A 20,735-nucleotide genomic window follows, 5' to 3' on the forward strand; every position below is an offset into this window, starting at 1 on the left:
ATGTGGGCCGTTGCACTAGAGGACTGCAGGAGAGCCTGCGCGCCTCAATACAGATCACCAATGGCCGCATAACACTTATTCAGCACAACCTATCGCTATTGCCTATTGCATCACCGAGGCTGCTGCGGGGCGGATTTTGAGCATCCTAAGCCAAGACAAGACCATTTCGCAGGACCATCGTATGATCAGGTGGGCCGAACGCTGTGCCCTGCTACTGCTTGTTCTTTATGTATGTTTCCATACGATGCCACGCGCGTGGCACAGCCTAATTACAGATTTTCCCAACTACTATATGTCAGCGCGGCTGGCGCATGAGAACTATGATACCTCTCGGATGTATGAATGGGATTGGTTGCAGCGTGAGAAGGACCATCGTGCCGTCGATGTTCGCGTCATTGGGTTGGTGCCCATTACACCATTTTCGACATTGATTATGTGGCCGCTCACCAAGCTTGCGCCACTTGCCGCTAAACACATCTGGATAATCGCGAATCTCGCGTTGCTATTTCCCCTCTGCTGGCTATTGCGTTCGATGACTGGGTTGACCTATCGGCGAATTGCGCTGGTCTTCGCCTTGAGCGTTCCGTTTTATCGCAATCTTGAATACGGTCAGTTCTATGTCTTTCTGTTGCTTTTGATCGTGATGGCTTGCTGGGCTTATTTGCGGAAGTATTATGTATGGGCCGGTGCTTTGGTTGCGATTGCCGCAGCTTGCAAGGTTTTTCCCGTTCTATTCTTTGTGTTTTTCCTTCAACGCAGATCTTGGCGCGCCTTGATCTCAGGAGTGATTACGGGGCTGGCAGCCGCTGTACTATCCGTAGCGGTTTTCGGATGGAATGTGCATCGCACGTACCTGCATGAGATCTTGCCGTGGACACTTCACGGCGAAGTCATGCCGCCATATGTGACGACGGCCTCCTTTTCCAGTGTGTTGCATTCACTGTTTCTCTCTGAGCCGCAGTGGAACCCGCATCCGTGGCACTACTCTCCGTTGTGCTACGCTCTATTGCTGCCCGCATTGCAAACGTTGATGCTAGCGCCTGCAGTCCTGCTCATCCGCAGGGAAGACAGCACTCGTGGCCGCATAATGCTGGAGTGGTCAGCTCTGTTGACTGCATCACTCGCCATCTCCACTGTTCCGGCGTCGTACAATTTTGTGCTAATGGCTTTACCAATGTGTGTATTGGCAGCGGAATTGTTGCGGCGCAGGTCGTACACCTGGCTGGCGGCCCTGCTGGTTATCTACCTTGGCATCGGGTTTCCGATGCCAATCCCGCATCGGGAGATGGGGCTTGGGATTCTGTTGTATGTGCCGCGACTCCCATTGATGCTTGCGGCGTTGGTAGGAACCTATGGGCTGCTATGGCATGACCGTTCGGACCGAGCCCTTTCGCGTGATTGGACTCGCTATGCTTGGGCTGCTGTCATGGCTGTATCCGTACTCTCCACTATGTTTTCTACATTTCATAGAGAGCGCGCTGTACGGCAGGAATATGCCTACCGGTTGCCGCTACAGACTCAGGGGTTTCTCAATGCAAATGCGCAGCGCGCAGGTACTGGAGTTCATTATGTTGCATTTATGTTTAGTGGATACCATCTGGTGACGGAGGATCAGAATGCGGTATGGAGCGATCCTTCTTCTGATTCTCTATACGATGATCTTTCATTCACAAGTAGCTCCGGGAGTATTCGACCTGAAAGAATTCTGGTAGAGCGTGCCTTGAAGCTGCGTTCGCGGATCGTCGATGTGCGGGAGCCCATGCGCATTGTTGTTGACGACGCGCGGGATCCGATGCTCTCTGCCGACGGTCAAGATCTTGCCTTTATGCGTGACGATCATGGGCAGGGGAAGCTGATGGAGCGGAGAGCCTTTGAGTCCGATACCGCGAGCCAGTCCGTCCTCACACCATCTTCGCTGAATGTCTATGAAGCTTCGTTTCTCTCGGAAAAAGAGTATGCATTTTCGGCTGCCGTGTATGGACGTCCACCTCAGATCTATCTAAATGACGCAACGCACACGAACGCTCTGCTTGGACTTGGAGAGTCGCGCTATCCGGCGCTCTCGCCCGACGGACGATGGATGGCCTATAGCCGTTTCGATCATGGGGTGTGGAACCTGTGGCTCCGCGACCAGAGGACCGGTGCGACGCAACACATAGTCGATGAGCCGTGCAATCAGATTCAACCCGCATGGGAGACTGACTCAAAGACGCTGCTTTATAGCACCGATTGCGGACGGAGCCTTTGGTTCACGGCCATTTCACGCCGGAGAGTAGTTTTCTGAAGGGCGGGTTACGGAGGGAACAGGTTTCATTGAGATCTTTACCTGCAATCCGTCGTAATCTTGCAACTAGCTCACACGCCTCCCGTCAGAAGGCCAGTCTCATCGATTTCGCGATATTGCAGTTCATCGGTGGGAATAGTAGAGAGTCCTTGTAATACACCTTCGTGTTTTTGTACGAAGCTCTCCGACCTAACAGTCATGAACGGGTGCCTGCTATCCCACAAGATGCAGATGATGTAGGCAATACCCCGATTCTCTATGGAGAGAGCCACACTGCGGAGACCACCGCTCAGGAAAAGTCTGTAAGCTCCGAACGAAACGGCCTCGATATACGTGCGCAACCAGTTTCGCCTGTAGATGTGGGATATACCTCTGGCAATGGTCATCACTGGGAAGCCCATCGCCTTTGATATGTCAAGAAATGTCGAGTACTGAGTCGGAGAGAATGCAGAGGCGTCTATTGGAACAGGAGACGCCATGCCATTCCTTTTTGTTTGCCTTTATCAAAGCGGAACCAATCAGACACTGCAGAAGAGCACAAATCAGGAATCAGAGATTGAAGACCATGACACACCATGTGATCTGCAGTGGATCTCACCAGCGAATCTCCTGAACCGGAACTTCGTGTCACTCTCAAATGATTGATAAAGCAATTGTTAAGTCTGAGGTATCAGATATGGCTTTTCACTCTAATCGGCAGTTCGTAGGAGCTAAGAATTGAAAAGTTCGCATAAATACATTCTACGAGCTGTCATCACAGGCGTCATAATGCTTGTGATCGCATTTGTGGCCATATTGATATGGGGCAGAGGGGTACCGAGCAAAGATCAGAAGCTGGAAATGAGTGCTGGGCATGTTGTCGCTACTTCGAGCGCTCCGCAGGTGATTCGCCTATGGCCCGGTAAAGCCCCGGGCTCCGAAAATTGGACACAGCAGGAAGTGGAGGTGGACACGAAAGACGAAAAGCTTGTGCGTAATGTAGTGGACCCGGAGCTGACGGCATACTTTCCGGCCACAGATAAGGCCAACGGAACGTCGGTAATTATTTGTCCAGGCGGTGGTTTCCACATGCTATCCATGGGCAGTGAAGGTATTGAGGTTGCTCACTATCTCAACTCTCTGGGAATCACGGCCTTTGTTTTGAAATATCGTGTAACCAGAACAAACACAGACTACCCTCTAGTGTTGTTGCATCGGCTCAAGACGTCAGTCGATATGCAGCCCATAATCGATGAGATGTCGCCCTTGATGATAGCGGATGGGCAGCAAGCCATACGCCTTGTTCGTAACAATGCCACGAAGTGGGGACTGATGCCGGACCACATTGGAATAATAGGCTTTTCAGCCGGAGGGTATCTCGCGCTAAGTGTGGCTGTACATCACACGACAGATAGTAAACCAAACTTCATCGCGGCAATTTATCCATTAGCACCTGCAGTATTGAACCCACAAAATGAGAAGGCCCCAATGTTTGTTCTTTGTGCGGATGATGACCCGCTAGTTCCTCCGATACAAAATAGCGTCCGAATCTACGATATCTGGCACACCGCGAAGATTCCAGTGGAGTTGCATATCCTGGCCGAAGGGGGTCACGGTTTTGGGATGACAAAGCACCATATGCCGACAGATAACTGGTATGAACTGTATCGGAGTTGGCTAATAGGTCAAGGGTATCTATCTGCCACGAATCAGTAAGCTACTACTATCCTGCACAAATAGTTATTCACACGCGATAAGATTTGATCTGAGTCAGCCTGACAACCGATATTAAGCCATTCAAAGAGAGCTCTGACAAGAGAGGGTAATGAGACAATCGACGCCGTATATATTGCAGAACTCCGAGATTGCTGTCACCGTTATGCCGGAAGAAGGGGGACGAGTGGCCTCATTAGTGAGTCGACACTCCGGACTCGAGTTTCTAACTCAGTCGCAAACGAATCGCGAGTTCACATCTCTGGATCTGAACGCACCCTTCCAAAATGGGTCTTGCGCAGGCATAGAGGAATGTCTCCCTACGATTGGGCCTTGTGGAGCAGAGACGGACGGAGGCGTCGCTCCTGACCATGGAGACTTCTGGCGACTCGCTTGGGATGTGGAGGGTACTCCTGATAGTGAACATCTATGCATCCATGCGACAGGAGTCAGCCGGCCATTGCGGTTCTGGAAAGAATTTTCGATTGAGGGTAGTGCGCTTCATGTGAAGTATCGCGTTGAGAATCTTCACTCGTTACCGACCTCATTCCTCTATGCTTGCCATCCGTTATTCGCCGTTTGCGAGGGGGATCACGTGGTATTGCCAGAGGAGGTGCAACAACTCAAGCTGAGCTATTCCCGGCGGAATCGCCTTGGCACTCCTGGTGCCAAGATCCAGTGGCCCCGGCCATCTGGCGACTCTGGAATCGATCTTCGTTTTGCCGGTTCCAGCTCTGACGGAATAGCAGAGATGCTCTACACGGATCGACTTCTGCGGGGTCGCTGTGGCTTGTACCGTGCCTCAGCAGGACAGGGAATCATCGTATCCTTCGATACCGCACAGCTACCCTATCTAGGTCTGTGGCTTTGCTATGGAGGATGGCCTGATCCTGGTGTGGAACCTCTCCAATATGCAGTTGCATTAGAGCCTACGCTGGCGCCTTGTGGGACACTCCTGGAGGCGCAACGAGCAAATCTAGCCTACGTGCTCGGTCCCGGCAAGAGCTTGCGGTGGAGCATAACCTTTCAGATTACTGTGCCTGGTATCAGGCCAGGGGACTTCTCTCTCTGGGATTGTTGAGTCAACACATTCGTGCCAAAGTGAGTAAATCTGGGCATTCGTTGCCAATTCATGTTGGACCGTCAAATCGCTGGTTGTCATGAGAGTTTAGACCTTCAATGGAAATCAGCCCAAAGATCTCGTGTCTCGGAGCTTGAGGTTAGAAATTCACGAGTGCCTTCTATAGCGTTGGCGCGACCTCTATGAGGCGATCCCAATATCTTGTTTGGCTTTCAAAATAACCGGACTGTCCTGGTCTGCCGAGGTGCTTTCCTGAAGAAAATGTTGAAAGGCCGCAAAAGCGTTTTGTGGGTCGTTCAATCTCTGGTAAGCGAGCCCGAGATGAAAATATGCCAAAGGATAATGTGGGTTGATTTTGAGAATACGTTGATATTCGGCGATAGCATCAGTAATCCTATCGAGTTCCAGGTATGCATTTGCCAGGCAATCTTCGTGCAAATCAATACCTGATGAAGGAGGTAAATGTTGCAGGGCAGCTTTGAAGTGATTGATAGCTTCCTGGGTATCGCCGGTCTTCAGTTCAAAGTAGCCTCGATAAAAGAATTTCATGCGGATGTCGTGTTGTGAGCCGCGCTCGGAGTTGGGAATGTTGGCAGTAAGTCTTTGTTCGAGAACTCTTGCCTGTTCCCCTTGATGCGCAGCCAATGCAAGAACCAACGAATTCCAAACAGCCTTGTGGTTGTAGCGAAGCTCCTCGGAACTGGCTATCTGTGCCTCTCGTAATTTGTCCATAGCTATATAGACATTGGCCAGGTCTCCATACCCTAGGGCTTTGGCATCACTGTATTTGGTGACCTGGACGTAACGCTGGTATTCGTTCAGCGCATCTCGATATCTGCCTTGTTGATAATAAGCATCTCCGAGGTGAACGATGGAGGGCTCAAATTCAGGGTCTAATCTCAACGCCTCGCTATACTCTGAGACAGCTGCCTCATACTGACCGGTTTGCTGGTAGGACATACCTAGACTGTCGTGACCATTCGGATTTTGTGGCGCTAACATCACATATTGTTTGTAGACATCGATGGCATCCAGGGGACGCTCCATCGAAAGCAGAATAAGGCCATAGGCGTTATAGAGGTCTTTGGCATTTGGCTGACGCTCAATGGCACCTCTCAGTAAAACAGCGGCCTCGTCTACCCTCTCTTGTCCACGAAGCAACCGACTGAGTTGGCAGTAGGCTTCGGTTTCATTCGGATATTGGCCTGTAATTCGCTGCAGAGTGTTGATGGCTGTGTTGTAGTTAGAGTTGGCAATAGCTAGCCACGCTTCGATGTAGAGCTTGTTGATTGCAGGCAATGATGCGGAGAGATGCAGTGCCCGTTCAAGGTAAGGACGGCCATTGTCGGTCTGAAAATCCTGTACCGCATAGGCATATCCAATTCGCGCATAAGCCATGGCAAAACGAGGATCAAGTTGAATCGCCTTCTTGAGCATTTCGATAGCTTGCACGTTCTGAAATTGCTCTGCCTTTTCCACGCCGAGTGAATAATAGCGGTATGCCTCGACATTGCTCGTCATCACCTCGCCGAGGGCGGGTGCATCGTCGATGACAACCCCGAAATGGCGAGCGATATCGGTGGACAGCAGGCTCGCTCCTGCGACGATCTCACGAGGATCTATGAGAGAGGTGCTATCGGTGGCGAGCAGATGTCCATCAGAGCCATCACGAGTCTCGATTCTTATCTCGATCTGCTGACCTGAGCCGGCAACGGTTCCCATGACGAAACCTTTCGCATGAACCGATCTGGCGAGTTCGAGCGCCTTATCCATCTGAAGTGCGTGTGAAGAGGTTCCTCCGGAAAGCCCATGTATCTCTTCACGGCTTAAGACATTCCATTTGCCTGTGTGAGACAAATCGGTGAGAATCATGTCCGAAAGTCCTTCACGCAACCAGTCGAGGTCTGGTCGGCCCGTTCCATTCGCAAGCGAAAACACCGCAAGAGTAGGAAGTCCTGAAGTGGGCGGGGTAGCGACATGCAACTGTCCTATCGTATAAGTCATATCGCCACATAAGAAGAGAAGCAGTATGGAAAAAAGTCCCATGAGCACAAGTCGCAATCTCACATTCGGCACGACCGTATCGGCACGGTGCGAGAGATAGGTCTCTTGCAGGAGAGAAGCTCCATCTTGCTCTATGGAGACCGTTTCTGGCCGCGGGCCAGGTTGGGGTTCGTGCGATGGCTGCTCTAGAGCAGGAGGTTGCGGAGTCTCACGAGCGATTTCTACTTCCGCAATGAAGCGATAGCCTATTTTGGGAAAGGTCTTGATGAAGCGAGGATTACGAGGGTCATCCTTGAGCGCTCTTCGGATCTCGGTGATACATTGCGCAAGGGCGTTATCGGTGACGGATGTATCTGTCCAGATGGCCGAAGTCAAGTCATCTTTTGACAGCAGGACTCCAGGATGTTCAAGGAAGACGATGAGCAGCTGCAGGCTCTGATATCGTAGGGTGAATTCTCTGCCCCCGCAAGTTAGGCAACCATGGGCGACGTCGAGTTTCCACTCTCCGAAGCTATAGCCAGCAACTGGTCTCGCGGCCACTTTTATACCTCCGCCTACTTGCCCTTATGTGCCGTCAGGGTATCAGAAGCTCAGAACAAAGTGAAAGACTATCGTTCCCATTGCCTTCGTAAGGCGTTATATTGATGATAATAAAGTGGATATGGTTTCAGTGAAAATTCATATTCTTTTCAGGAGTGAATCACGACTTCTGTCCCGTACGCGACTACCCTGTAGTCAAAAGCACCGCTGATTTGAGGATTGTAATGCGAAAACTCTGTGCCACTCTGATTGCAACATCGTTGTTCCTTCCGCTTATACCTGGTTCGACTCAGGCCCAAACCACGGATAAGCCTGACCGCGACAAGCAGACAGCCGGTACGGAGAAACCTGATCTCAGCAAGCAACCAACCCTCTATGTGGTCGGATATGCGCACCTCGACACGGAGTGGCGATGGGAGTACCCCCAGGTCATTGACGAATACCTCCGTAAGACGATGGAGGGTAATTTCAGCCTGTTCGAGAAGTATCCGCACTACATCTTCAACTTCAGCGGAGCCAACCGCTACCGGCTGATGAAGGAGTATTTTCCCGCCGATTTCGCTCAGCTGAAGCACTATGTAGATGAAGGACGATGGTTCCCAGCTGGCTCGTCCATGGAAGAGGGTGATGTGAACGCCCCCAGTGCCGAGGCAATCTTTCGGCAGATCCTATACGGCAATGAATGGTTCCGCAACGAATTTGGCAAATCCAGCGCAGAATATATGCTGCCGGACTGCTTCGGGTTTCCTGCTTCGCTGCCAACCATCCTTGCGCACGCCGGTGTAAAAGGCTTTTCGACCCAGAAACTCACCTGGGGTTCTTCTGCCAATGCGGGAGGATGGCGTTCCTCTGAGAAAACGCCCGAAGGTACACCGTTTAATGTGGGTATCTGGGTTGGACCGGACGGTGAAAGTGTCCTCGCTGGCCTAAATCCTGGTTCTTATAGCGGAGGGATCTATACCGATCTCAGCAAACCGCTGCCGCCGGAGCCCGCAAATCCTGCGTTCGCGGATCTGCAGCAGAAGATTGAGCAGGTGCAACACAAGTTAGAACAGGCAGAACAGAGTAAGCAGCCATTCGTCCAAAAGGATGTTCAGGAGTTCATTAGCCTACGGAGCGAGCAGGCGGCGCTTGTCAGGGGACAAAACGACCGGGAACATCAACGCTATCAAGGTGACTGGGCAGCGCGTGTCGAGCAGAACGGCAAAGCAACGGGACTGTTCACGGATTACCACTACTATGGCACCGGAGACATCGGTGGCGCGCCGGATGAAGACTCCGTTAAGAGACTTGAGGCCATGGTGACTCAGGGAAGCGCAAGCCTGCCACCACAAGATCAATTCTTCTCCGGGGATACGCATCCTGATTGGCCTTCCGTCAAAGTTGGAGACGGTCCCGTTCATGTGATCTCCGCAACAGCCGACCAGATGTTTCTCAATATCACGCCCACAGAAGCCGCAGCTCTTCCGCGCTACACAGGCGAAATGGAGCTCACAAATCACTCCGCGGGCTCACTGACATCACAGGCCTACCAGAAGCGCTGGATCAGAAAAGAAGAGTTGTTGGCCGATGCTGCAGAAAAGTCGTCGATTGCCGCTCAGTGGCTGGGCGCAAGAACGTATCCGATGCAGCGACTCAATGATGCCTGGACGCTGGCTATGGGCGCACATTTCCATGACCTTGCCGCCGGTACCGCTACGCCCAAGGCCTATGAGTTCGCCTGGAACGACGATGTCATCGCAATGAATCAGTTCTCTGATGTACTCAGCAGTGCAGTCGAAGGCGTCTCATCGACCCTGAATACTGAGACTGAAGGCGTACCGCTGGTCGTCTTCAATCCGCTAAATATCGCGCGTGAGGATATCGTCGAAGCGAAGGTCAACTTCCCGAACGGTATACCCGCAGCCGTTCATGTGATTGCTCCCGATGGAAAGGAAGTTCCGGCACAAATCTCGAATGGAAAGATTCTCTTCCTTGCCCATGTTCCCTCCGTGGGTTACGCGGTCTATGATGTTCGGCCGGGTACTGGGACCGTTGAGGAGCCATCACGTCTGCATGTATCGAACAGTGAACTGGAGAATGAGCACTACCGCGTTCAATTGAATGAAGCTGGGGATGTCGCCAGTATCTTCGATAAAACGATTGGGAAAGAACTGCTCTCCTCCCCTGCTCGCCTCGCCATCTCCTATGACAATCCAGCGCAGTGGCCGGCCTGGAATATGGATTGGGAGCAGGAACAAGCGGCCCCGAAGTCTTACGTTGCAGGCCCGGCTAAGGTTCGTATCGTTGAAGACGGTCCGGCCCGTGTGGCCATAGAAGTCTCTCGAACAACTGCAGGCTCACGCTTCATTCAGACCATTCGGCTCTCAGCTGGTGAAGCGGGCAAGCGTGTCGAGTTTGGAAACGTCATCGACTGGAACACCAGGGAGTCAAATCTTAAGGCTGTCTTCCCGCTCGCCGCATCGAATCTGAATGCCACCTACAACTGGGATGTTGGCACCATCGAGCGGCCGACCGCGCAACCCAGCAAATTCGAAGTTCCGTCGCATCAGTGGATCGATCTCACGGACATGAACGGCGAATTCGGCGCAACCATCCTGACCGACAGTAAGAATGGATCGGACAAACCAGATGATCACACCATTCGCCTGACACTTCTCAGAACACCTGGCACAGCAGGCGGCTATCACGATGAAGCGACGCAGGATATTGGCCATCATGAGTTTTTGTACGGCTTCGCAGGTCACGCCTCGGATTGGCGCGGCGCGCAGACGGACTGGCAGGGGCAGCAACTAAACGCCCCACTCGTCGCTTTCGAAGCTTCGAAACACGATGGAGCTCAGGGCCGTGTCTTCTCTCTCTTGAAAGTAAGCAATCCACGGATACGAGTTCTGGCAGTCAAGAAAGCGGAAAAGAGCGACGAAGTCATTGTGCGGCTAGTGGAACTCGATGGAAAACCCGAATCCGACGTCCAACTCTCTTTTGCCGCGCCGATCGCAGAGGCGCGCGAAATAAATGCTCAGGAACAGCCGGTAGGGGCAGCGACCCTCAGTGGAGGGGCGCTAGTGACTTCGTTCAGCGCCTACCAGCCACGCACATTTGCGTTGCGGCTTACGTCCCCTTCAGCTACGGCAACTGGCGTACAGTCGGTCCCGGTAGAAATGCACTATGACTTGGCCACCGCAAGTGACGATGGCGGCCATTCTGAAAAGGGATTTGACGGAAAAGGGAATGCATTACCGGCGGAGATGCTGCCTTCACAGCTTGCATTCAATGACGTCGTATTCCATCTGGCTGCCGCCAAAACCGGAGAACCGAATGCGATTGAAGGAAAAGGTCAGACGATCAGCTTGCCGGCCGGCCACTTCAATCGCGTCTATTTGCTAGCTGCATCAGCCAATGGTGACAGGAAAGCAACCTTTGAAGCAGGCGGCAAAAAAATCGATCTGACGATTCAGGACTGGGGTGGATATATCGGCCAATGGGACAATCGTCAGTGGAGTTCCAAGGACACCTCCCATGATAATTACGGAGAGATGACAGGGTTGACGCCAGGCTATATCAAGCGTGCCAATCTCGCCTGGTATAGCAGCCATCATCACAATGCAGCCGGCGTAAACGCGCCCTATGCATACTCCTATCTCTTCGGTTATGCTATCGACCTGCCGCCCGGAGCGACGAATATTAAGCTCCCGAACGATCCTACGATTCGAATCCTTGCGATCTCGGTCGCCGAGGAGAATCCTGTCGTTGTGCCGGCACAACCGCTCTACGATGAGCTTCCTTCACCCAATGCCGGTCCCGGCGAGTTCTCGCTTTCGACATCTTCGTCCAATCTATCGATCCCGCAGGGTAGGACTGCAGAGTCCACGATCGTCGTAGTGCCGATGGGTAGTTTCAACGGCAACGTTAATCTGACGGCATCGGGTCTTCCAAAGGGAGTTGCAGCCGCATTCACTCCAGTCAATAACACTGGATCACACACCCTGATATTGAGCGCAGAGAGGTCGGCGTCACCGGCAACCACGACGTTCACCATCAACGGTAATTCGGGCAGCCTTTCGCACGCGATTACGGCCACTGTATCGATCACGCCTGTTGCGACCGGCACATCGCCAGTCGATCTGTCTTCGGCTTATAACGTCACCGGTATCTATAAAGATGGCGCGAAGTTCGCGCCGGACGCCGGTCTTGACAGAGGCGGATACGCACTTTCAGGACAAGTGCTCAAGACTGAGCAGATAGGGGAAGGTGTTGTCTTCAAGCTGGGTCAGCCCAATACGCCCAATGGGGTTACAAGCAAGACCATTACGCTGACGGCCGGTAACTTCAACAGTTTGAAGATTCTTGCTGCAGCCGTCGAAGGCAATCAGGAGATGCAGACCTTCACTGTAAACTATGCCGATGGCACATCCTCTTCGTTTACTAGAAGCCTCAGTGACTGGGCGAAATCCGGCGCTTTAGAAGGTGAATCTATGGCTGTGGAAATGCCTTATCGGCTCGCATCCGATGGCTCAAAAGATGCAGATGGTTTCTACTTGCATGCCTACACCTTCACCCTTGATAGTAAGAAACAGGTGCGCAGTATCAGTCTGCCGAGCAATCCCAATGTCATCGTATTTGCTATGACGCTGGTGCCGACGGGCGCATAAGCCAACGATCGACTCCTCAGAGAGTGAGTCTTCATTTCAGCTTTGACTCAAACATTCGTCGGGCGACTTCATTATTGAAGTCGCCCGACGTGTTAATGGCAGCGCGATATTGATTGTAAACAAGCTCACAGCGTCGTTTTTGCGAATGCTGGCAAGACGACGCATGGATGGATATTGTCACTGGAAGTGCCCTCGCTACCTTTCAGCTATATCAGTTCGCCAGGGCCGCTCGGAACGTGTTCGCTTAACGATCTCGGGTTCAGTGCCATCCCCCCGGTATCGCTGAATTTGGAATCTATAACGATCCCGCTCTGTAATGACTGTTGTGTCAAGGTGAGCAAGTTGTGGCGAAGCTCCTCTTGCTTCTGCGCCAATTGTTCCCGACCCATTGCCGCCGAACGCTCTACTTACGGTTGTAGCCCTTGTTTTGGACACTCTGCTCTCCACATGCGGCTCATCGCACGATAGGCGGATCATGTGTGTCTGCAATGCGGTCACAGGCCTGCTTACAAACCGATGACATTTAGATGACAGGGTACTGACACTCCCTCCTGTGTGAGTTGTTAGCGTGGGGTTGCTGGACAAGTTCGTCCCGACGTGACCATACACAGGAGAGCGCAGCTCATGAAACTCAAGATCCTAACATCGTCCTTTGTACTCGCGGTACTCACCGCTATCTTTTTTTTCGCGCATCTTTCCAACGCGCAGGAGCCCCCGCAGCGTATCGAGATCGTCGCTAAGCGTTTCGACTTTACTCCCGGCGAGATCACCCTCAAGAAGGGTGTGCCGGTTGTCATCGTGTTCACGAGTAAAGACGTTTCCCATGGCGTTAAGTTCAAGGAGCTCAACCTCGTGATCGCGTCCGGAAAGGGCGAGACGAAGGAGATCACCTATACGCCAACGCAGGTAGGCACATTCGTCGGGCAGTGCTCTGTGTTCTGCGGATCAGGACATGGTGGCATGAAAATGACACTGCATGTGACGGAGTAATCATGCGCCGCCTTCGCTCTGTCGTTTTGTCAGGTGCGGCTCTTCTCGGCGTTATGTCTCTGGCCGGCGGCTGTAAGGTAAGTCCGCCGTCACGACTCGAAAAGAGCATCGTCCTTGCTGCCAAGCACCACGTCACCGTGCGCAACAAGTCCGAGAAAAATCCCATTCAGTACAGCGCCGACACTCTTGCCTCAGGCAAGGAAGCCTTCGGACACTACTGTGTGGCGTGCCATGGGATGGATGGGCAGAACACCGGTATTCCATTCGCGGATAGGATGTCACCGCCCCTTCCACCTCTGACCGCACCGGAGGTGCAGAGCTACACCGATGGGCAGTTGAAGTGGATCATCGACAACGGTATCTCGCCTTCCGGTATGCCTGCCTCTAAAGGTACGCTCAGCGACGACGAGATCTGGTCGATCGTTATTTTTCTTCGTCATCTGCCTCCCGCTGGAAGCCAGGGCGAGCCCGAGATGTATAGCCACTAAAAACAGAATCGCAACGCGGTAAGGGAGATTGCTATGAGATGGAGTGCAAAGGGAGAGAGGAGAGTCGTTGAAGCGGTCATCGCAGCCTTTAACAGCTCTACCGACTCCACCAACCGCTTGCATCAGCTCCTTTCCGCGGTGAGCTATGGCGATTGGGAGCGCTCGTATCACTGGCTCGACGCTAGCGGCATGGTGCTCTACTTCCTTGCCCGACTTGAAGAGTTGAATCTTCAGGATGCCTTACCTCTTGGAACGCTTCGCCGTTTTCAGCAGAATATGGCTGACAATCGCTCCCGTACCGCTAGCATGTTCACGGAGTTTGTTGCACTCAACCGCGCTTTCAATCAGGCGGGTATTCTGTTTTGTAACGTCAAAGGCTTTACGCTTTCACCTAACTCCTGCCCCGATTCCGCGCTGCGCTGCCAACTCGACTTTGATTTTCTGGTAGACGGCAGTCAATTGGAGCTCTGCAGTCAGATACTCGCTCAGACCGGATATGGGTTGATGGGGTCAACCAACACGGTGTGGGAGTTCAAGGCTGGAGCTTCAGAACCAGCCCGTATCGAAGACCACTACAAGGCAAAGCCGCAGAGGTCTGTCGAGATACACTTCGCCGCTTCGGATGCACATAGACCCACACGCGATCCGAAGCTCGATCGACTGAGTTGGCGCAGGTGGGAAGGGCACAGCTTCCCAACTCTTGCTCCAGCAGATCAGTTTGTCGGTCAAGCGCTTCATCTCTTCGGGCATCTCTGCGGTTCGTCGACGCGTATTGCATGGCTCCTTGAGTACAGGCGAAACGTCTTATCGCACTATGCGGATCAGGCCTTTTGGGAATCTGTGCGTGAGTGTGCGGGAAACGACCGACAGACGGAGATTGCCATCGGTCTTTCGACGTTGCTGGCTTTCCAGCTATTCGGAGGCCAGGCCCCGTCACAACTCAACCACTGGACGTTGGAACGGCTGCCGGCGGAAGTGAAGTTATGGGCGGAGTGTTACGGGCGCAGGTCGCTTCTTGCGGGTTTTCCGGGTACGAAGTTTTATCTGCTATTGCGCGATGCGCTGAAGGGGGATGACGCTTCCTGGCAAAAAGAAAGACGGAGCAGTCTGCTGCCAATGCATCGCGCTCCGCGAATCGTCCATACGAGTCCGGACGACAGCTTGAAGAAGCGGATACGCGCGGAACTTTACCAGCTGCGCTTCGTTCTCTTTCGGCTACGTTTTCATGTTGTTGAAGGGCTTCGATATGTGATCGAGGTCATTCGCTGGAAACGTCGGCTCGCTGCACTACGTAACGTTGCGCCACATTCCATGACCGACAATCCATACCCCACTCAAAGTTGACTCTATGATGAAGCACGCGACAATTCGATGGATACAACGCGGTGGCCGCGTGATGCTGGGCCTGATCGTATTTGCAGCGCTGCTCGGTCAGTTGCACGCGCAGCAGCAGCCTTCCACGCCAACCGGCGCTGCGCCTACGGATAATAGTACAAAGGACTCTTCAACGAGTTCCTCCACAGATTCCTCGGATGCCACCGGCTCCAGTCTGGGTTCCAGTGGCAGTCTCAGCTCTAGTTCCAGCGCCAGTCTCAGCTCTCGCAACTCATTGACGGCCGCCGAGATCGATGACATTCTCCAGCAGAAGCCGGAGCTTGTCCCTGAACTGAAGTCGCTCATCGCCGATCAGTTATCGCAGCAGGGTACTAGCGTTCAGGCCGACTCGATCACGGATGAGATGCTCTACCGCCAGATAGCTTCAAGCGCCGATCTGCGCACGAACATTACGCAGTGGCTTCGCTCGCGCGGCTATATATCCGATGCTGATCTGCATCACTCTCTTGCTGATTCTGACGACGATCAACGCCTCAGCTCCAATACAACGTTCGACTCACTGGCAAGACTTCCGGGCGCGGGGTTGGAGAGCGGGGCGTTTCCGACGAATACTACTGCAGATGATCTCCGCTCTCGTAGTGGAACTCCCAGGCAGTCGATCGCGCAGCGAACAAGTCCAACGGATAAGCAACGCAATATCACTGATGAGCCCCAGGTTCTGCGTGTGCCTGCGCCGTACAACCTGCTCGCTATGCGTGATCTCTACACGCAGATTCCACAGGACGAGACAAAACTCAAACGCTTTGGTGCCGAGATGTTTCTTAATCGCGGTGATTCGTCATCGCTGCGTGCGAGCGGCGGTCAAGCCAGCATCCCGATAGATCTTCCTGTAGGACCCGATTATGTGCTCGGCACGGGGGATGGACTCACGATCAATCTCTGGGGGGGCATCTCGCAAAGCCTCACAAAGGTTATTGATCGTGAAGGTAAGATCGCGCTGCCAGAAGCTGGATCGCTGGTTGTGGCAGGGCTGACGCTACAGCACGCACAGTCAGTGATTCAGGATGCCCTGAAGAATCAGTTTCGCGACGCTCGCATCGATGTCACGATTGCCCGTCTGCGCACAGTGAGAATCTATGTCGTTGGTGATGTTCAACGTCCTGGAGCTTATGATCTTAGCTCGCTCTCCACACCTCTCAATGCTCTCTATGCAGCTGGCGGTCCGACGGCGGTTGGTTCGCTGCGCATCGTGCGCCACTATCGCGGCGGCCAGCTGGTTCGAGACGTCGATCTCTATGACTTCCTGCTTCACGGAGTGAGGATGGACGAAGAGCGCTTGCAGGCTGGCGATACGCTGCTGATTCCTCCCGTCGGTCCACAGGTAGCTATCTATGGCATGGTGAAACGCCCTGCGATCTATGAAATGAAAAGTGGTACATCGGGCGACTCTACACTTGCGGAGATGTTGGATGATGCCGGCGGAGTTACCGTTACAGCGGCTCTCGACCATATTACCGTCGAACGCATCCAGCCTAACCAGCAACGCGAAACGATAACGCTGGATTTACCGGCCACAAACGTACCAACCACATCGCAGACCGAACGTCAGGGTATAGCTGCCTTTCACGTCAAGGATGGCGACCGTATTCACGTCGGAGCCATTCTGCCGTATAGCGAGCATGCGATCTATGTCGAAGGCCATGTTGTTCGCCCTGGCAAGTATCCCTATCGAGACGGCATGAAACTGGCCGACGTGATCCGCAGCTATCAGGATCTGTTGCCAGAGCCTGCTGTTAAGGGTGACATCATCCGTCTGGTTCCCCCTGACCTTCATGCGGAGACCATCGAATTCAATGTGGCAGAAGCGCTCATCGGAAACGTAGATCTGCCGCTGCAGCCTTTCGATACGATCCGCATCTTTGGCCGCTATGAGGTTGATTCACCTCAGGTGACGATTCGCGGGGAGGTGATGAAACCCGGTGAATATGCGCTCTCTGAAGGCATGACTGCAGCCCAGCTGGTGAGGATGGCAGGTGGTTTTAAGCGTGATGCTCTGCTCGATGTTGCTGATCTTACGAGCTACACCATACAGAATGGACAGAAGATCGTCAGTCAGCGTGCGCCAGTTGGGATCGGGGCCGCCGTGCAGGGAAATGACCATGCTGCTGATGTCACGCTCAAGCCGGGTGACATTCTGACCATTCATCAAATTTCGGGGTGGAACGACATTGGTTCATCTGTCGTGATCGATGGTGAAGTGACCTACCCCGGAAGCTACGGCCTGCAAGAGGGTGAGCGGTTGAGTTCTGTGCTGCGCCGTGCGGGCGGTTTGCGAGGAACAGCATACGCGGACGGCGCTGTGCTCATACGCACTCAGGTAAAAGAACTCGAGGAGAAGAGCAAGGAAGAGCTCATCCGTCAGATTGAGTCTCAGTCAGTATCGGCACGTGTTCCGACCAGCCTCAATGTTCAGAACCAGGCAGCGATACTGCAGGCTGCAGAAGCGCAACAAGCAGAGATTCTAAAGCAGTTGCGAAGCCAGCCTGCGGTTGGCCGAATGGTCATTCACATTAGCGCAGATATCGATAGCTGGGCAAATACCCCAGCCGATATTGAGATGCGTCGCGGCGATGTGTTGACTGTGCCGAAACGGCCAGGCTTCGTTCTTGTTACAGGACAGGTTTACAACACTTCCGCCATCACGTTCGTTCCAGGCAAAGAAGCTAGTTGGTATCTCAGGAATGTAGGTGGTACCAACAATGTTGCCAGCCGCGGTGAGATATTCATTGTCCGGGCGAATGGTTTGGTCATCGGCAAGCACTCGGGCGGATGGTACTCCAGCAAGGTTCTTTCGACGCGCCTCAATCCTGGGGATGTCATCGTTGTCCCGCAAAAGGTTATCGGTAGCTCGGTCTTCTGGCAGAACCTGCTCACGGTCGCCCAGCTTAGCTCTTCGATCGCCATTACTGCCGCGGTGGCGGGATTATTCTGATGCGCACAGTTGAGAACAATTCGACAGTAGCGGCCACGGCCAATTGGGTCGCGAATGCTTCGCTGCTATGGACTCGTCGACGCACGCTCTTTCGCGTGGGAGTAATTTCGCTTGTGTTGAGTGGAATCATTGCCTTCACTATTCCGAAAGAGTATCAATCTACGGCCCGTCTTATGCCGCCGGACCAGGGTAGTTCGGGTGCGGCAATGTTCGCCGCACTTGCAGGCCGTTCTTTGGGAGGCCTGGGTAGCCTCGGTAGTCTCGCCGGTTTACTCGGTGGCAAAACCTCCAGTGCGCTCTTCATTGACATGCTGCACAGCCGTGTCATCAACGATCGTCTCATCGATCGTTTCAACTTGCAGCATGTGTATCACAAGCGCTATCGCATCGATACGGTGAAGTACCTTGTACGCCATACGAAACTGGATGAGGACAAGAAGAGCGGCGTCGTGAGCCTTACCTTCAGCGATAGCGATCCGCAGCGTGCTCGTACGATTGCCGCAGCCTACATCGAGGAGTTGAATAACGTCCTTACGCACTCGAATGTATCGTCGGCACACCAGGAGCGGGTGTTTATTGAGAAGCGGCTCGTTACGGTGCAGAACGAACTCCAGAATGCGCAGAAGGCGCTGAGCGAATTTTCCAGCGTCAACACCACGCTCGACATCAAGGAGCAGACACATGCCATGGTCGATGCCGCAGCCAAGCTGCAGGCTGAGATGATCGTCGGCCAGTCCGAACTGGCTTCTTTGAAGCAGATCTATGGGGATGACAATGTGCGCGTACGGGCCGCACAGGCACGCATCGCTGACTTGCACGGTGAGCTTACGAAGATGAGTGGCAGCAGTGCTGAACCTTCCGCGGAGAGCGAAAAGAGCGGAGCCGGCAATTCAAGCCTGTATCCGTCGTTGCGTCAGATTCCGCGTTTGGCTGTTCCGTATGCCAATCTCTATCGCGAGGTCCGTATCCAGGAGACCGTATATGAGCTTCTCTCTCAGCAATACGAGATGTCGAGGATAGAAGAAGCGAAAGACACACCGGTCGTCAGTGTGCTCGACCAACCGCAGGTTGCAGAGAAGAAGTCGTTTCCGCCCAGGCTGTTGATGATGCTTCTTCTTACGGTGTTTTTCGTTGGCGTTACCGCGGTCGTCCTTCTCCTGCGCAATACCTGGGAGAAAGTAGATGCCGGTGACCCACGTAAAGTGCTCGCACAGCAGATAGCAGCCAGCCTTCATGCCCACACTAAGGGTCTCTTCTCCTCGCGGAGGAACTCTCAGTGAAAGCTCATCTTTCCAACGCCGCCTATGGTGTGCTGGACTACGCTGCCTATCCTGTCGCGATGTTGGTTGCTGCGCCGGCACTGCTGCGCCATATGGGTATCGCTCAGTACGGTGTGTGGGTCGTATGCACAGCAGCGGTGAGCACGGGAGGCATTATCGCCTCAGGCTTTGGCGACGCGAATATTCAGTATGTCGCCACCATGAACAGCCGCGGCAACAGGGAAGCGACGCTCGGCGCGGTGCGAAGCATGCTGGGCATCAATCTTCTGCTTGGCTGTGTCTTCACGCTGATCTCGTTGGCGTTGGTGCCATTTATCTCTCGGCATGTCACCTCGGTCAGCAGCGACCTGTATTACGCATGCCTCTGGTCGCTCCGTATTGCGAGTGTGTTGATGTTGGTGCGCGCGATCGAGAGTGTGTGCATTAGCACGCAGCGTGCGTTTGAACGCTATGGCGAGGCCGTGCGCATCAGCATTTTCGTGCGCGTAATTACGATCGTGGTTGCAGTTGGCCTTACACGCTATGGTCATGACGTCATCAGCATCATGGCACTCACCTTTGTCCTGATGTCGCTGGGGACGCTGGTTCAACTTGTTCGATTGAAGCGGCAGCTTGGAGCCTCATCACTATCGCCAGCATTCGATCGCGAGGCTACCTCTGCGCTCTTTGGCTTTGGGACCTTTAGTTGGTTGCAGGCCGTTTCAAGCGTGATATTCAGCCAGGCCGACCGTCTGATCCTGGGTGTTTCGTTGGGAGCGGCCGCAGTTACTTCCTACGCGCTCTGCGTACAGTTGGCGCAGCCGATCTATGGCATTGCCGCCGCCGGGCTGCACTTCCTGTTCCCCTATCTCTCTGCGCGGCAAGCCATTGCTAAGCCAGGCACACTGAGAAAAAATATTCTGACAGCATTTGTCATCAACCTTTTGTTTGTCGTCGTCAGCGCGGCTGCCATTCTTTTCTTCGGCCGAACATTGCTCAATGCGTGGGTGGGTCCCGCCGTTGCCGAAGCCTCCTCGTCGGTGCTGGCTCCCATTGTCTGGAGCTTTGCCCTGCTGGGGCTCAATGTAACCGGCTATTACTCGTTGCTTGCACTGGGGCACGTGCGTGTGGTTACCTGGCTCAATCTGTTCGGCGGAACTGCCATGCTGGTGCTGATGGGCTGGCTTCTTCCTCGCACGGGCGTCCGTGGTGTCGCGATCGCACGCCTGGTCTATGGGCTGACCACTCTACTTCTGTATCTCCCTCTGGTCCGCATTCTTACGAGCGCATCTAGTGTCTCTCTTCCCGCAACGGGTTCTTACCCGGTCTGTGAGGATGCATGAATATAGGAATCGCAACGACAGATATGTCGCTGGCCAGAGAGCAACAGGCGATGTTGCTTGCGAGCGAGACGCACA

The 20,735-nt window shown here is 53.6% G+C and carries 11 protein-coding genes; 9 read left to right on the forward strand and 2 right to left on the reverse strand.

The features are described 5' to 3' along the window. The first annotated feature begins 181 nt into the window (after window positions 1-181). Window positions 182-2,284: a glycosyltransferase 87 family protein gene (locus tag GSQ91_RS12820; protein ID WP_158821964.1), complete on the forward strand. Its 2,103-nt coding sequence runs from the start codon at window positions 182-184 to the stop codon at window positions 2,282-2,284. Between the two features lie 71 nt (window positions 2,285-2,355). Here GSQ91_RS12820 and GSQ91_RS12825 read toward each other — a convergent pair whose 3' ends face one another. Then, complete coding sequence (locus GSQ91_RS12825; protein WP_158821966.1) at window positions 2,356-2,763, reverse strand: hypothetical protein; 408 nt, start codon at window positions 2,761-2,763, stop codon at window positions 2,356-2,358. 238 nt (window positions 2,764-3,001) lie between these two features. Between GSQ91_RS12825 and GSQ91_RS12830 the strand changes: the two genes are divergently transcribed. Next, window positions 3,002-3,979 carry an alpha/beta hydrolase gene (locus GSQ91_RS12830; protein WP_158821967.1) on the forward strand — a complete coding sequence of 326 codons (978 nt, stop codon included), beginning with the start codon at window positions 3,002-3,004 and terminating at the stop codon, window positions 3,977-3,979. A gap of 1,258 nt (window positions 3,980-5,237) precedes the next feature. Here GSQ91_RS12830 and GSQ91_RS12835 read toward each other — a convergent pair. Then, window positions 5,238-7,601: a tetratricopeptide repeat protein gene (locus GSQ91_RS12835; RefSeq protein ID WP_158821968.1), complete on the reverse strand. Its 2,364-nt coding sequence runs from the start codon at window positions 7,599-7,601 to the stop codon at window positions 5,238-5,240. 224 nt (window positions 7,602-7,825) lie between these two features. On the opposite strand from GSQ91_RS12835, the gene GSQ91_RS12840 reads away from it, so the two are divergent. The 7 genes from GSQ91_RS12840 (at window position 7,826) to GSQ91_RS12870 (ending at window position 20,660) form a co-directional block, all read left to right on the forward strand. Beyond that, the gene (locus GSQ91_RS12840; RefSeq protein WP_158821970.1) at window positions 7,826-12,253 is read left to right on the forward strand and encodes a glycoside hydrolase family 38 C-terminal domain-containing protein; all 4,428 of its coding nucleotides are present in this window, start codon (window positions 7,826-7,828) and stop codon (window positions 12,251-12,253) included. 624 nt (window positions 12,254-12,877) lie between these two features. After that, window positions 12,878-13,243: a cupredoxin domain-containing protein gene (locus GSQ91_RS12845; RefSeq protein WP_158821972.1), complete on the forward strand. Its 366-nt coding sequence runs from the start codon at window positions 12,878-12,880 to the stop codon at window positions 13,241-13,243. Between the two features lie 2 nt (window positions 13,244-13,245). After that, complete coding sequence (locus GSQ91_RS12850; protein WP_158821974.1) at window positions 13,246-13,731, forward strand: c-type cytochrome; 486 nt, start codon at window positions 13,246-13,248, stop codon at window positions 13,729-13,731. Window positions 13,732-13,764: 33 nt separating this feature from the next. Next, a complete protein-coding gene (locus tag GSQ91_RS12855; protein WP_158821976.1) occupies window positions 13,765-15,075 on the forward strand; it encodes a nucleotidyltransferase family protein in 1,311 nt (436 codons plus the stop codon). A 4-nt stretch (window positions 15,076-15,079) separates the two neighbouring features. Beyond that, window positions 15,080-18,058 carry an SLBB domain-containing protein gene (locus GSQ91_RS12860; RefSeq protein WP_158821978.1) on the forward strand — a complete coding sequence of 993 codons (2,979 nt, stop codon included), beginning with the start codon at window positions 15,080-15,082 and terminating at the stop codon, window positions 18,056-18,058. Then, a complete protein-coding gene (locus GSQ91_RS12865; protein WP_158821979.1) occupies window positions 18,058-19,338 on the forward strand; it encodes a GumC family protein in 1,281 nt (426 codons plus the stop codon). Before GSQ91_RS12860 ends, GSQ91_RS12865 begins: the two co-directional genes overlap by 1 nt. Further along, a complete protein-coding gene (locus tag GSQ91_RS12870) occupies window positions 19,335-20,660 on the forward strand; it encodes an oligosaccharide flippase family protein (RefSeq protein ID WP_158821981.1) in 1,326 nt (441 codons plus the stop codon). Before GSQ91_RS12865 ends, GSQ91_RS12870 begins: the two co-directional genes overlap by 4 nt. Window positions 20,661-20,735 lie beyond the last annotated feature (75 nt).

It is taken from the genome of Granulicella sp. S156, from assembly GCF_009766105.1.
Lineage (GTDB): Bacteria > Acidobacteriota > Terriglobia > Terriglobales > Acidobacteriaceae > Granulicella.